Raw genomic sequence first — 14,520 nt, forward strand, 5'->3', positions numbered from 1 at the left:
TGTTAATAATGGCTCTCATTCTCAAGTGTGCGCTTAACCAAAACCATTCAGGAAGGTGATTTATGATGCAAGCAACCTCGAAATCAATGCCCAAATCCATAGCGCGTCAAGGAGGGGCGCAGCAGCCCCGGACTCCGGGACCGCGCCGCTTCGATCCGCTGGCGGTGCTTAGTAACTCCGAAATGCAGGCTGCTCTGGGGAGCGGGCTGATTATGCTGGTAGCCTGGGCTGCCAGCGGCTGGTCGGAGGTCTTATCCGTAATTCTCTACGTGATCTCTTATACACTGGGCGGCTGGATGAAGGCGAAGGAAGGCGTGGAGACGCTGGTCAAAGAGCGTGACCTGGATGTCAACCTGCTGATGATTGCTGCAGCATTGGGTGCCGCCTCCATCGGATACTGGAATGAAGGGGCGATGCTCATCTTCATCTTTGCCCTGAGCGGAGCGCTGGAGAGCTATACGATGGAACGCAGCAAAAAGGATATCTCCTCTCTGCTGGCCCTCAAGCCGGCTACCGCTGTGCGCATTGAGCAGGGAGCGATGAGCGAGGTGCCCATTGATCAGCTTGTGCTGGGCGATCTGCTGCTGGTCCGTCCGGGTGAGCTGGTTCCCGCTGACGGCAAGGTATGCCGGGGGGAATCCTCTGTGAATCAGGCCTCTATCACGGGAGAATCGCTTCCCGTAGACAAAGCTGCCGGCAGTGAAGTATTCGCCGGTACCGTCAATGGAGAAGGCCCCCTCTATATAGAAGTGACGAAGACTGCCGAGAATACACTGTTCGCCAAAATCATCCGCATGGTGGAAGAGGCGGAGAACGAAGTGCCGGATTCGCAGCGTTTTATCAAACGGCTGGAATCCGTATATGCCCGGGTTGTGGTGGCTGCCACAGTCCTGCTGATTACCTTGCCGCCGTTTGTGCTGGACTGGAGCTGGAGCAATACGTTCTACAAGGCAATGGTCTTCCTGGTCGTGGCATCCCCGTGTGCGCTGGTATCCTCAATCATGCCTGCCATGCTGTCGGCCATCTCCAAGAGCGCCCGCAAAGGCATCCTGTTCAAAGGCGGAGTTCATCTGGAGAATATGGCGCGGACTTCGGTCGTTGCTTTTGACAAAACCGGTACTTTGACGGAGGGAATTCCGCAGGTCACGGACTTCATCGCCGGAGAAGGGTATGTGCGGGAAGAGCTGCTGGCCGTGAGTGCATCCATCGAGAAGCTGTCGGGGCATCCGCTGGCAGAAGCCATTGTCGCGCTGGCAGAAGCGGAGCAGATCGGACTGCGTGAGATTGAAGAGAGCCAGTCGGTTACCGGCTGGGGAATTGAAGGCGTCATAGACGGCCAGCTGTGGCGTATCGGCAAGTCGAATCTGCTGGATGAAGCAGAAGGGGCGGCTGCGGACCATTGGAAGGCTCTGCGCAGCAGGCTGGAACAGGAAGGCAAAACGGTATCGCTGATCCTTGCCGGCGAGACCATCGCCGGAATGATTGCCCTGCAGGACACCGTTCGCCCCCAGGCGGCGGCGGCCGTGCGCAAGCTGCATGCTCTGGGGATCAAGGTAGCGATGCTGACCGGAGACCGCGAGGCTACAGCCCGGGTCATTGCGGGGCAGAGCGGCGTTGATTTCGTGTTCGCGGGACTTTTGCCGGAAGATAAGGTATCGCATGTCAAGGCGCTTCGGGAGCAATACGGTCATGTCATCATGGTAGGCGACGGGGTGAATGATGCACCTGCACTCGCTACCGCAACGGTTGGCATGGGCATGGGAATGAAGGGCAGCGGGGCTGCCCTGGAGATTGCCGATGTGGTGCTGATGAATGACAACATTGAAGAGATTGCCGGGACGATTGCCCTGGCGCGCCGGACGCAGCGGATTGTGAAGCAGAATATGATTTTTGCCGTAACGGTCATTGCCACCTTGATGATCAGCAACTTTGTGCAGGGGATTGCGCTGCCGTTCGGGGTGGTTGGGCATGAGGGAAGCACGATTCTCGTCATCCTTAACGGATTGCGTCTACTGCGTTAATATTTTAAAAATATAAGAATTTTTAGGTTTCACTCTATAAATTATCCTTCTATTTCCCGCTGAAACGGTACCGTCCTCCATAGGGCCGGCAAAGCCGGTTCAACTTAATTGCTTAAAATTGAATTGTTCACAAAAAGGAGCGTTTACAACGGTTCTGACATATTGACAACTCCCCTTGAGGTGATCATAATAAATACTAGATTATAATTATTTTAAATAAGGAACGGCGTCTTTTCCGTCCATCTCAAGGGGGATATCATCATGTACAAATCAATTATTGTCGGTACTGGACCGGCCGGATTGACAGCTGCTATATATTTGGCCCGTGCGAACCTGAACCCGCTCGTTATCGAAGGTCCGCAGCCTGGCGGACAGCTTACAACTACAACGGAGATCGAGAACTTCCCGGGCTTCCCGGAAGGCATTCTGGGTCCCGATCTGATGGATAATATGCGCAAGCAGGCAGAGCGTTTCGGTGCACAGTTCGTGACCGGCTGGGTGAACAGCGTGGAGCTGGGCGACCGTCCGTTCAAGCTGAATGTGGAAGGCATGGGCACGCTGATCACGGATACTTTGATTATCTCCACGGGTGCTACGGCCAAGTATCTCGGGATTCCCGGGGAGCAGGATAACATCGGACGCGGGGTCAGCACTTGTGCCACCTGTGACGGATTTTTCTTCCGCGGCAAAGAGATCGTGGTGGTCGGCGGCGGCGATTCCGCGCTTGAAGAAGCGGGCTTCCTGACACGTTTTGCCTCCAAGGTAACCCTGGTACACCGCCGTGAAGAGCTGCGGGCCTCGAAGATTATGCAGGACCGTGTCCGCGATAACGCCAAAGTGAGCTGGGGACTGAACCGCACCCCTGTTGAAGTGGTTGCCGGAGACAAGGGGGTAACCGGGCTGAAGGTGGTCAACAACGAGACAGGCGAAGAAGAGTTCATTGAAGCCAGCGGGGTATTCGTGGCGGTCGGCCATCATCCGAATACGGCATTCCTGGGCGGACAGATTACTACGGATGCGAACGGTTATATTGTATCGAACCCCGGAACCTCCGAGACGAACATTCCCGGCGTATTCGCCTGCGGCGATGTGCAGGATACCCGTTACAGACAGGCCATCACGGCTGCAGGCAGCGGCTGTATGGCGGCTATGGATGCCGAGAAATATATCGAGAGCCTGGAGCACAGCGCAGTAATTATGTAAGTCTGGCATTTGGAGAAGCAAGGATTCCGGTGCTACAATAGATCTCAGAGTCTAATACTTAGATACGAGGAGGAAATCATACTATGGAGAATGTAATTGTATACACATCGACGAATTGCCCGCATTGCCGTCAGGTGAAAAGCTTCCTGAGCGATAAAGGGGTAGCGTACGAAGAACGCAACATCGAGCAGAATGAAGAGTACGCCCAGCAGGTGTGGGATATGGGCATGAGAGCCGTGCCGATTACGGTGATCGGGGATATGAAGATCGTCGGAATGAACAAGACCAAGTTCGACAAGGCTCTGGCTGCAACGGAATAATAGCCGGCAATCCTGAAATATAAAGAGCCGCTTCCCGGTGGGAGGCGGCTCTTTGCGTACGGCGGCGGAAAAACAACATTTAAATCTGCCCATGGGTCTGACTTGTTTTAACGAATATGAACAATCTTAAATACTGCTTCTCCACTTGCTTGCGTTGTTACTGTCTGCTTGCAGGCCTCAGGTAAGAGACATGAACATCTGAAAGACAGCATAAACGGCAATGCCGCTGGCGATAAGGAGGAATCCCGATTTCTTCCGCGACTGGAACAGACGCAGGACACCGAGGCTGACGAGCGGAGCAATGACGATGAGCAGCAGCAGCACCGCGATGAACATCTTCGCCGAAATATCAGACGTATCAACATAAGTCATGGATTCTCTCTCCATTTCAAAAAAAGGGGTATGGTGACAAATGTCACACAAGTATCCTTATTATATAGGATAGCTACTCCCTTTAGAGCAGGAAATGCAGAAAAAAATGCGGCGATTTTACGTCAATTCGTCTATAGGGTCACGCGAATGTTGCCCAGGAAATGCATAACCGCTGAAAAACCCGCTCCAATCATGGTTCCCCGGCTTCCCAGCCTGGAGAAGGTGATTTCGAGCTGCTGCTTGTGGTAGGGGAGGGTACGCTCAGCTACCACCCGGCGCAGCGGCTCGCCGAGCCAAGGCTCCGCCTCCGATAAAGCGCCGCCGATAACGATCAGCTCGGGGTTGAAGCTGTTGATCAGATTGGTAACTCCGATCCCCAGATACTCGCCAATGGAGTTGAAATGGCTTAACGTATCGGGCTGCCCCTCAAGTGCATACTTGACCAGTCCGGTCGTAGTACGGGCCGGGAGGGAGAGGCCGGGGTTATCATAGGTTTTCTCGGAGGCGTACAGCTCCCAGCAGCCCCGGCTGCCGCAGCTGCAGGGCTTGCCTTCCGCTTCAATCGTCATATGTCCTGTCTCACCGGCATAGCCGCGCGCGCCCTTGTACAGCTCTCCGCCAATAATAATCCCCGACCCGATCCCCGACCCCGCACTGATATACAGCAGATGGCGTACATCGCGGGCCGCTCCGAAGTTCAGCTCACCCTGGGCGCCTGCATTGGCCTCATTATCAATGGTGACCGGCACCGCGAAGGCGCTTTCCAGAATCGAACGCAGGTCTACCATCTCCCAGCCCAGGTTGGGCGCGAACAGGACAACACCTTGCTCATCGACCATTCCCGGGACGCCGACACCAATGCCGACGAGCCCGTAATGAGAAGGCGGGGCCGTAGCAATCAGCTCTGAGATCATCTGCTGCATCTGCCCGAGCACATAAGGGAAGTCGTGGGTCTCCAGCACACTGTCCCGTTCATGAAGAATGCCGCCCCCCAGGTCGCAGAGTACAGCCTTAAGCTGTTTCACCCGCAGCTCGATCCCGATCACACTTCCCGCCATTTCGTTAAAATGCAGCATCAGCGGCTTGCGCCCGCCGCTGGATTCTCCGGGTCCGGCCTCAGTAACCAGCTGCTGTCCGCATAGCTCGGCTACCAGATTGGAGACGGTGGCTTTATTAAGGCCTGTCACCCCGGATACCTTGGCCCGTGAGATAGGGGAATGCATACGGATGGTATGTAAAATAATCGATTTGTTTATTTTTTTGACCAGCGCCTGATCACCGGTAACTTTCAAGCGGCACACTTCCTTCTGCAATATAAGAATTTATAGGTTTCACACTATAACCTAACGTTCTAATTCCCGCTGAAACGTGAGCGTGAAGACGCTCTCCGCTGCGCGGGTATGCCCCCTAGTCTAGAATGAAGAGCGCAAAAATGCAACTGCATCCATTGAATTAGGACGATCCGGATGTTACATATTTTTAAATATAAGGAACTTATAGAGGTGGGAACAGGTACCGGGATCGCTCAATACAGCGGGAAAAATAAAAATAAAAAAACTTTGTTTAACCAATATACAAAGTTAAAGAGATGTGTTAAGATGATGCTGTAAACGCTTGCGGGCGAAGCAAAATATCGAGGAGGATTTTACAAATGGCTTATTTTGAAACAGTGAGCAAGATCTCTTACGAGGGAAGCCGTTCCACCAACCCTTATGCATTCAAATTCTACAATCCTACAGAAATCGTAGCCGGCAAAACAATGGAAGAGCACCTGAAATTTGCAATGGCTTACTGGCATACATTAACAGCTGGCGGTTCCGATCCGTTCGGCGCTGAAACTGCAGTCCGCGCTTGGGACAAACTGAGCACACTGGACAAAGCTAAGGCACGTGCGGAAGCAGCATTCGAATTCATGGAGAAGATGGACCTGCAGTACTACTGCTTCCATGATGTGGACATCGCTCCTGAAGGCGCGTCCTTGCGTGAATTCTACAGCAACATCGATACTATCGTAGACATCCTTGAACAAGGCATGAAGGCTTCCGGCAAAAAATTGCTGTGGAACACTGCCAACATGTTCACCAACCCGCGCTACATGCACGGTGCAGGTTCTACCTGTAACGCTGACGTATTCGCACACGCTGCTGCACAAGTGAAGAAAGGTCTGGAAGTGGGTAAACGTCTGGGCGCTGACAACTATGTATTCTGGGGCGGCCGTGAAGGTTATGAAACTCTGCTCAACACCAACATGCAACTGGAGCAAGACAACATTGCCCGCCTGTTCAGCATGGCTGTTGATTATGCGAAGGAAATCGGCTTCGACGGACAATTCCTGATCGAGCCTAAGCCGAAAGAGCCTACCAAGCACCAATATGACTTCGACGCTGCAACCTGCATCGCGTTCCTGCAGAAGTACAACCTGGATAAGCACTTCAAGCTGAACCTTGAAGCGAATCATGCTACACTGGCCGGCCACACCTTCGAGCACGAGCTGCATGTAGCCCGTATCAACGGTATGCTGGGATCACTCGATGCGAACCAGGGCGATCCATTGCTCGGCTGGGATACAGATGAATTCCCTGCAAGCATCTACGATGCTACACTGACTCTGTATGAAGTACTGAAGAACGATGGTCTGGGCAAAGGCGGAATCAACTTTGACTCCAAAGTACGCCGTCCTTCCTTCGAGCCTGAGGATCTGTTCCTGGCACACATCTCCGGTATGGACGTATACGCTAAGGGCTTGAAGGTAGCTGCTAAGCTGCTGGAAGACGGCGTATTCGAGAACTTCATCGCTGAGCGTTACAGCAGCTTCAACGAAGGCGTTGGCGCTGACATCGTATCCGGCAAAGCAACACTGGCTTCGCTGGCTGACTACGCGCTGAACAACGAGAGCCCGCGTCCGAACAAATCCGGACGTCAGGAACTGCTGAGAGCTACACTTAACCAATACATCCTGACTGCTGAGTAAGACGCTGCCGGATTTGCGGGAGTGCCCGCAGATTCATTAGAGAATACACGCAACGGGGGTTGCTGAAGAGAGCATTCTTCGGCAGCCCCTTTTTTAATACTGAGATGGTAGGGTTTGCTGCGAAGCAGGGCATCAGGATTGCAGAAGTGAAGTTATTCCGTAAACGCGGTAAGTATGAAGTATGGCTCAAACTGTGTGAGTGTATTTTGTGCAATAGAATGCTCTAATTTCGCTGGAAAATAGCGGAGAAGTTTCATAAGAAGAAATGCTTCATATAACTAAGCGTATGCTTACGAAGCGAGTTTTGCTTGAAGTGAATACAGGATGCGGGCCCCCGCAAAACTTTTAGGAGGATAACTATGAAATATGTAATTGGTGTCGATCTGGGAACCAGCGCGGTAAAGACTGTACTGGTAGATCCTCAGGGCAAGGTGGCTTTTGAGCACTCTGAAGCGTATCCGCTCAGCAGACCCCAGCCGAACTGGAGTGAGCAGAATCCGGAGGATTGGGTGAAGGGAACCATCGCCAGTCTGAAGCGTCTGATGGAAGTATCCGGCGCTAAGCCTGAACAGATCGACGGTATCAGCTTTTCCGGCCAGATGCACGGGCTTGTGCTCGTTGACGGCGAAGGCAAGGCGCTGCGTCCCGCCATTCTATGGAATGATACGCGTACAACTGCGGAATGCCGCAAGATTGAGAAGAAGCTCGGCAGCAAGCTGATCGATATCGCCCGGAACCGTGCGCTCGAAGGCTTCACGCTTCCGAAGATTCTGTGGGTCCAGGAGCATGAGCCGGAGGTGCTTGCGAAGGCTGAATTATTCCTGCTGCCGAAGGATTATGTGCGCTACCACCTGACAGGTGATTACGCCATGGACTACTCCGATGCAGCCGGAACTCTGCTGCTCGACGTTGGAGCGAAGCAGTGGAGTGCGGAGATTGCCGGGGCGTTCGATCTGCCGGTCTCCCTCTGCCCGAGACTCGTGGAATCCTTCGAGCAGACCGGAACCCTGCTTCCGGCAGTTGCCGAAGCCTCCGGCTTGCTGCCTACCACCAAGGTGTTCGCCGGCGGGGCAGACAATGCCTGCGGCGCACTGGGTGCCGGCATTCTGGGTGAAGGCCGGACGATGTGCAGCATCGGAACCTCCGGTGTGGTGCTGTCCTACGAGAGCAATAAGGATCTTAACCTCGAAGGCAAGGTGCATTTCTTCAACCACAGTGAGAAGGATGCCTTCTATATCATGGGTGTTACCTTGGCGGCAGGACACAGCCTGACCTGGTTCAAGGAGACCTTTGCAGCGGACAAGAGCTTTGACGAATTGCTTAAGGGTGTGAACGAAATCCCGGCCGGCAGCAGCGGGCTGCTGTTCACCCCTTACATCAGCGGGGAACGTACACCGCACCCGGATGCGAGCATCCGCGGCAGCTTTATCGGCATGGATTCCGGACATACTCTGTCCCACTTTACCCGGGCTGTGCTGGAAGGCATCACCTTCTCGCTGCGTGAATCCATCGAGATTGTGCGTGAATCCGGCAAAGAGATTACCGAGGTTGTAGCGATCGGCGGCGGGGCCAAGAATGAAGCCTGGCTGCAGATGCAGGCGGATATCTTCGGTGCTACGATCATCAAGCTGGAGAGCGAGCAGGGTCCGGCTATGGGCGCAGCTATGCTGGCAGCCTATGGCGCAGGCTGGTTTGAATCCCTGGGTGCATGTGCGGAAGCCTTCATCCGTCCTGCAGAGACCTATACCCCTAATGCAGATCAGGCGGCGCTATATGACGGGATCTTCGCTTTGTATCAGGATGTATACGGCCAGACCCGCGAGCTGAATGAGAAGCTGGCTTCTTACCGTAAATAGAATATCCGCACGGAATGACTGCCATCCTGTACAGGGTGGCAGCTTATTTTCTTTTAAAATATAAGAATTTATATGTTTCACACGATAATTTATCCTTCTATTTCTCGCTGAAACGGTACCGTCCTTTAAAAGGACGGCAATGCCGTTTCCACTTGTATAGGTTATGGTATAAGCTTGCTGTAATTTTTGTAATAAGCTCTGTGAAGGGAGGCCCCCATTGATCAAAGTACTGATTGTGGATGATGAGCCCAAGCTGAGGGAAGGGATGCGCACCTTGATTCCCTGGGAGGAAGAGGGGTATACCGTGGTGGCGACAGCGGCTAACGGTTATGAAGCGCTGGACAAATTCCGTGAGCTGAAGCCTGGACTTGTAATGGCGGATATCCGCATGCCGGGCATGACCGGACTGGAATTGATCGCTGAACTGCGTAAGGAGAATCCAGGCTGCCATGTGCTGATTCTGAGCGGCTATGCCGATTTTGAATATGCGAAGCAGGCCATCTCCTATCATATTGACGGCTACTTGCTGAAGCCGGTGGATGAGGAGGAGCTGATCAGCTACCTGCAGGAGCTGCGGGAGAAGATCAGCCTGGAGGAACGGATCAATGAATGGCAGGCGCTGGAGCCGGCAAGAACTACCGAGGTGCTGGTGCGGGAGCTGCTGCAGTCGAAGGAAGCCGGAGAGTCGGCGGCCGAGCTGGGCCTTAAGGACAGCAGCTGCGAAGTGGTGCTGCTGGAATTGAAAGGGCTTAACAAGGGCGAGGATACCCGCGAAGATGCAGTGAAGCGGCTGATGGAGCGGCATTGGCAGGAGGAGGAGCGCGGCTTCTTCTTCACCCTTCCCCCGTACATGGGAATTCTGCTGAAGGAGCCGCTCCTGGATGAACGTGCACGGGCAGCGCTCTGGCAGGAGCTGCACCAGCTGATCTCGAAGGAGGGGCTGGAGTTCGTGGCCGCAGCGGGCGGAGCAGCTGTCCGGCCGGAGGAGGCCGGACAGTCCTTCGCGGCTGCACGCGACCGGCTGGACGATGCCTTCTTCGGGCAGAAGAATACCCTCCTCTGCGGAATACCGGACCTGTGGGAGGAGCCTGCACAAGGCGCGGTGGAACTGGAGGAGGAGCCGGACCCCGAGCGTGATATTGAGGTGCAGCTGTTACTGGCAGTGGAGGCTGGAAGCAGCGAGGTGGCCAGGGAGCTTACGCTGCAGATTATCCGCCAGCTTGTGCTTACCCAGCGGGATGAGACTTACATCAAGGATCAGCTGCTGCGGATTGTCAGCAGTACCATTGCCCGGCTGGAGGCGGCGAGTCCTGAGCTGCGCCCGCTGATTGCCGGACAAGCCTCGCCGATGGGCGAGGTGTACAGCAGCAGGTACCTGCATGATACAGAGCGGCTGGTGTCGGGCTACATGGAGCAGCTCTCCCGGCTGACGGGCAGTGGAGGCGGACGCGGCGATGAGATTAAGCGGATCACGGATCTGATCCAGCGCCGGTATAAGGAGAATTTGAAGCTGGGCACACTTGCGGAAATTTTTAACTACAATAGTGCTTATTTGGGTAAAATGTTCAAGAACCAGGTGGGCGAGCACTTCAACACGTATCTGGATAAGGTACGGATCGAGAAGGCTAAGCAGCTGCTGACCCAGGGCATGAAGGTCTATGAGGTGGCCGAGCAGGTTGGATACATGAACTCCGACTACTTCAACGCCAAATTCCGCAAATATGTCGGCGTCTCCCCTAGCGCGTACCGTAAGGAGAACTAGTAGACCATCAGATTTAAACAAGTGATTTCATTCCATAAATGCGGTAAGGGATGAAGCTGTGTTCGTAGCAAAAAAACAGGGATAAGTGTATTCTGTACAACTAAAAATAGTAAAACGGGTGGACTTCCTCGTCGAATTGTAGTCTGTACAACTAAATTTGCCCGGATTGGTGAAAATCCAGATATAGAGGCATTTTAATTGTAGGAAAGAGTCAATTTCATAATTCAGTTTACTGAAAAGCAAGATTGGTCCAAAATCTAAGGTCATATTTTTTAAAAAAATCAGGCCACTTGCTGGGAGTCTCTCAACTGCTGATTCAATTTGTCTAATGCAAACTTACTCAAATTGTACGCGAGCGTACTGAGCTGGAAATCGACACTTGCCCGGACACCCCGGTGACGTGTGCGTTTCATCCCGAAATACTCTTTGAGATAGGCAAACACACGCTCCACGGCCGTCCGCTTGTTGTACAGGGTGGTAAAACTTTCGCTACCTCTGGCGGGATAAGTGTGCAACCGCAAATCCGTTTGCATGCGAATTTTAAACACTTTTTGGCAATCGGAACCGGAAAGCTCACAGCCTTTGCATTCGCTAGGCCGGGTGTACTTCAGGGTCTCATACTTGGCATCAAAACTGTCGTAACGGTACGTATGTCCTTGAGCGCACACCGGCGTGTAATCCAGATTCATTCCTGCAGGCGGGTCTTTATGGTGAATCAGGGAAATCGCAGGATAGGCGCCGAGCGTATGAATCAACTGGTAGATTGCCGCGCAGTCGTAGCCTTTGTCGCCCAAGATATGCTTGACCTTTAGCATCGGAAACTTTAGGAGCAGGCCTTTGAGAAGGACGACCGCCATACGCTGGTCATTCGGATTGGCCGAACTAAAGAGCCCACTGAGGATATACTGGCTGTCCGTGTCGACTAGCAGATTCGCCTTGAACCCGTAATAGCTGGTCATTCGGCCCTTCGTATTTTTCTTATCACAACGCGCAGCATGCCGGGGCAACTCGGTCAGCAGTTCATCGTACGTGTACGGCAACATCGCTTCAATGGTTTTCTGGAACGGTCCGAGACTTTGTTCATAGGCTTCCATTTCCTCGCGCCGACGTTCCTTTTCGGCCTGGGATGGACGACCTGGCTTGCTGTACCTGGGTTTCTTCAGCGGCGCGTTCACCGCCTTCGGCTCAGGCTCTTGATGTTCGAGCTGAAGTTGTTCGGCCCCCGGAGCTTCGCCTTTCTTTTGCTCCCGGCGAGCCGCACGACGCTTGGAGGCTGATTCGCTAAATTGGCAATCCCATGCCTCAACCATCGAGGAATCCACAGCCAGATGGGTGCCGCTCACAAAACCTTCTTCTAGGGCAGAGGTGACTAGGCGATCCTGAAGTTGTTCCAGCATTCCCGTTTGCGCTAGGGCGTGAATCAAACGAGAATAGGAGGCCTGACTGGGAATATTGTCCGAGCCCGTAAACCGGCACTGGACTCGAAATTCGTGGCTATGATTCAATCGCCGGACCAAGGCAGAGACAAACTCGATGTTCTCCATTTTGGCAATCAGCAGCGAGTAGATCATGGCAGGTACGTTTAGTTTTTCAGGCCGTCCACGGTGGCTCTTTTTCCGCAGTGCGAACAGAACTGGAGCTAAATGTAAGTGTTCAAAGATTTGGCTATATTTATCTTCCGGAGCCATCTGGAGCAATTCCTCAAAGGAAAACAGTTCTTCTTGTCGAATAGAATAGATAGGGATTACCTCTTTTCTTCTCGGGTGTTGGTTTCGTCACCTATAACTTCGAGAATTTGGGGAGGTACTCCTTTTTCTATGCTCAAAAAAACCAGGTATAGCAAGGGTTTTGAATTATGAAATTGTCTCGGAAATACAACTAAACGAAGATTTGGCAGCATATCAGACGACTTAGTTGTACAAATTGCAATTAAGTCTCCACCTGCACACTAAATGGGGCGCGGTAAACCTGCTGCAAGCCATATAATCAACAACATCTGGAGACACAGCGGCCGTAACTCCAAATGTTCACCGCAGTGACGACCAAGCTTTGAGTTCGAATTTTTTAGTGCGCTTTCGTTAGACCAGTGGCAAGCTTGCAGAAAATCAGGTATGAGGCTTATGATATACAGGCTGTTCCCCTTCTTGCAGAAGATTCGGGAGCAGCCTGTTTGTATAGAGAGGGGAGATTGATATCAAGAAGCTGGTGCGGATGGTCAATAACATGAAGCTGAAATACAAGCTGATCTTCTTTTATATCATAGTGGTGATGATTCCCGTGCTGATTGCCGGGATTATTCTGACGAATTATTTTCGGGAGGGAGCCTTGAACAGAGCGATAGATCAGGCCACCAACAATGTGGAAAAGATCAAAAGCCAGCTGTACAGCAAGCTGCGGGTTCCTACAGATATTTCGAATCTGCTCTATTTCGATGAGGATCTGGAGCGGCTGGTCAATACGCATTATCCGAGTATCCTGGAGCTGACCAAGGCTTACCTGAATTATACCGACCTCAAGGAATATGTGCTGCGGTACCGGGAAATCTCCAATATCCGCTTTTTCATCGATAATCCCACACTGGTGGACGATATGTCCATCGCACCGGTAACGCCGGAGATCCGCACGAGAAACTGGTATACACAGGCTATGCAGAACAATCAGATCTACTGGATGTATATCCACGACAAGGACCCTTATTTCAACAGTCCCAAAGGAACGATCAACAAGCTGAGCCTGGTCCGCCAGGTGCCCTACCCGGAATACAGCAAGTCAGGAATTCTGATGGTGCAGGTGAATCAGAATGAGCTGAACCAGATGCTGCACCAGGAGCCGTTCGAGACCATTATTATCGATGAGCAGGGCTATATTGTATCCGCTAAGAATCCGCAGCTGGTGGGCAGCACGGTGGATGCTTTCGACATAGGGATTGATGTGCAGGCGCAGACCAAGGGTGTGTTCACGACCCAGGTGAAGGACAAGGATTCCTACGTCATCATCGATGAGATGATCCCTGAGCTGAGTGTCAGCAAGCTGAAGATTATCTCGGTATTTGAGACTAAAAGTATTCTGAGCGATGCCAACAAGGTGAGTCAGCTGGGCCTGCTTATCGTAATCGGGGTGCTGCTGGTTGCGCTTGTACTGGTCTATACGATCTCGCTGCTGACCAGCAACCGGCTGCTGCGGCTGAGCCGCCAGCTCAATCAAGTGGCCCTCGGGAACCTGAATGTCGTCTCCCACATAGACGGAACAGACGAGATCGGCCAGCTGTCGCGCCAGTTCAACTACATGGTAGCCAGCATCAACCAGTTGATTAACCAGGTGATAGAGAGCAATGAGAAGAACAGTACACTGGAGATTGCGCAGCGGGAGATTAAGCTGAAGATGATGGCCAGCCAGATTCATCCGCATTTTCTGTTCAACGCCCTGGAGTCCATCCGTATGAACGCCCATCTGCGGGGAGAGAAGGAGATTGCCAATATTGTCAGGCTGCTGGGCAAGCTGATGCGCAAGAATCTGGAAGTAGGCCGGGAGAGAGCGCCGATCAAGGAAGAGATTGAGATGATCCGCTCCTATCTGGATATTCAGAAGTTCCGCTACGAGGACAGGCTGGAATATGAGATTACCTGCGATCCTGCCGCCGCTGAGGTGATGATTCCGCCGCTGATTATCCAGCCGCTGGTGGAGAATTCGGTCGTTCATGGTCTGGAGAACAAGGAGGGCACCGTGCATGTCAGCATCGCTGTTACCCTCACAGAGAATCAGGAGATTCAGGTGATTGTAATGGATGACGGGATCGGCATGAGGGAAGGACGGCTGTCCGAGATTATGGAGGTCATCGCCAAGGTGGAGGAAGAGGAGCAGGGCAGGATCGGGCTGCGTAATGTGCAGCAGAGACTGACTCTGTATTACGGAGCGGAGCACGGGCTGAACATCTCAAGCCGGGAAGGAGAGGGGACCCGGATTACATTTTCAATCCCGAAGGACAGTGATTTGAAGGCTTAAGGGGATACTGGCG

The 14,520-nt window shown here is 52.9% G+C and carries 10 protein-coding genes; 7 read left to right on the plus strand and 3 right to left on the minus strand.

The window, feature by feature from the left end; translation table 11 throughout:
- Positions 1 to 65 precede the first annotated feature (65 nt).
- From NSU18_RS24090 to NSU18_RS24100, 3 genes are all read left to right on the plus strand, one after another.
- The gene (locus NSU18_RS24090) at positions 66 to 2,021 is read left to right on the plus strand and encodes a heavy metal translocating P-type ATPase (RefSeq protein ID WP_341151094.1); all 1,956 of its coding nucleotides are present in this window, start codon (positions 66 to 68) and stop codon (positions 2,019 to 2,021) included.
- Between the two features lie 261 nt (positions 2,022 to 2,282).
- Complete coding sequence (trxB, locus tag NSU18_RS24095) at positions 2,283 to 3,224, plus strand: thioredoxin-disulfide reductase (RefSeq protein ID WP_341016579.1); 942 nt, start codon at positions 2,283 to 2,285, stop codon at positions 3,222 to 3,224.
- A gap of 83 nt (positions 3,225 to 3,307) precedes the next feature.
- A complete protein-coding gene (locus NSU18_RS24100) occupies positions 3,308 to 3,544 on the plus strand; it encodes a glutaredoxin family protein (RefSeq protein ID WP_036694922.1) in 237 nt (78 codons plus the stop codon).
- 177 nt (positions 3,545 to 3,721) lie between these two features.
- Here NSU18_RS24100 and NSU18_RS24105 read toward each other — a convergent pair whose 3' ends face one another.
- Positions 3,722 to 3,916 carry a hypothetical protein gene (locus NSU18_RS24105; RefSeq protein ID WP_341016581.1) on the minus strand — a complete coding sequence of 65 codons (195 nt, stop codon included), beginning with the start codon at positions 3,914 to 3,916 and terminating at the stop codon, positions 3,722 to 3,724.
- A 131-nt stretch (positions 3,917 to 4,047) separates the two neighbouring features.
- Positions 4,048 to 5,208: an ROK family protein gene (locus NSU18_RS24110; protein WP_341016583.1), complete on the minus strand. Its 1,161-nt coding sequence runs from the start codon at positions 5,206 to 5,208 to the stop codon at positions 4,048 to 4,050.
- A 359-nt stretch (positions 5,209 to 5,567) separates the two neighbouring features.
- Here NSU18_RS24110 and xylA point away from each other — a divergent pair, with 359 nt between their 5' ends.
- The 3 genes from xylA (at position 5,568) to NSU18_RS24125 (ending at position 10,505) form a co-directional block, all read left to right on the plus strand.
- Entirely contained in the window at positions 5,568 to 6,887 is a 1,320-nt protein-coding gene (xylA, locus tag NSU18_RS24115) for a xylose isomerase (RefSeq protein ID WP_036730361.1), read from the plus strand.
- 359 nt (positions 6,888 to 7,246) lie between these two features.
- Entirely contained in the window at positions 7,247 to 8,743 is a 1,497-nt protein-coding gene (gene xylB / locus NSU18_RS24120) for a xylulokinase (RefSeq protein ID WP_341016586.1), read from the plus strand.
- A 217-nt stretch (positions 8,744 to 8,960) separates the two neighbouring features.
- Positions 8,961 to 10,505 (plus strand): response regulator transcription factor, encoded by a 1,545-nt coding sequence (locus NSU18_RS24125; protein ID WP_341150251.1) that lies wholly within the window; start codon positions 8,961 to 8,963, stop codon positions 10,503 to 10,505.
- A gap of 281 nt (positions 10,506 to 10,786) precedes the next feature.
- On the opposite strand, the gene NSU18_RS24130 is transcribed toward NSU18_RS24125, so the two are convergent.
- A complete protein-coding gene (locus NSU18_RS24130) occupies positions 10,787 to 12,193 on the minus strand; it encodes a transposase (protein WP_341014692.1) in 1,407 nt (468 codons plus the stop codon).
- Positions 12,194 to 12,728: 535 nt separating this feature from the next.
- Between NSU18_RS24130 and NSU18_RS24135 the strand changes: the two genes are divergently transcribed.
- On the plus strand, positions 12,729 to 14,507 hold the full coding sequence (locus NSU18_RS24135; protein ID WP_341150252.1) for a sensor histidine kinase: 1,779 nt from the start codon (positions 12,729 to 12,731) through the stop codon (positions 14,505 to 14,507).
- The last annotated feature ends 13 nt before the right edge of the window (positions 14,508 to 14,520 follow it).

Source organism: Paenibacillus sp. FSL H8-0048 (assembly GCF_038002825.1).
GTDB lineage: Bacteria > Bacillota > Bacilli > Paenibacillales > Paenibacillaceae > Paenibacillus_AQ.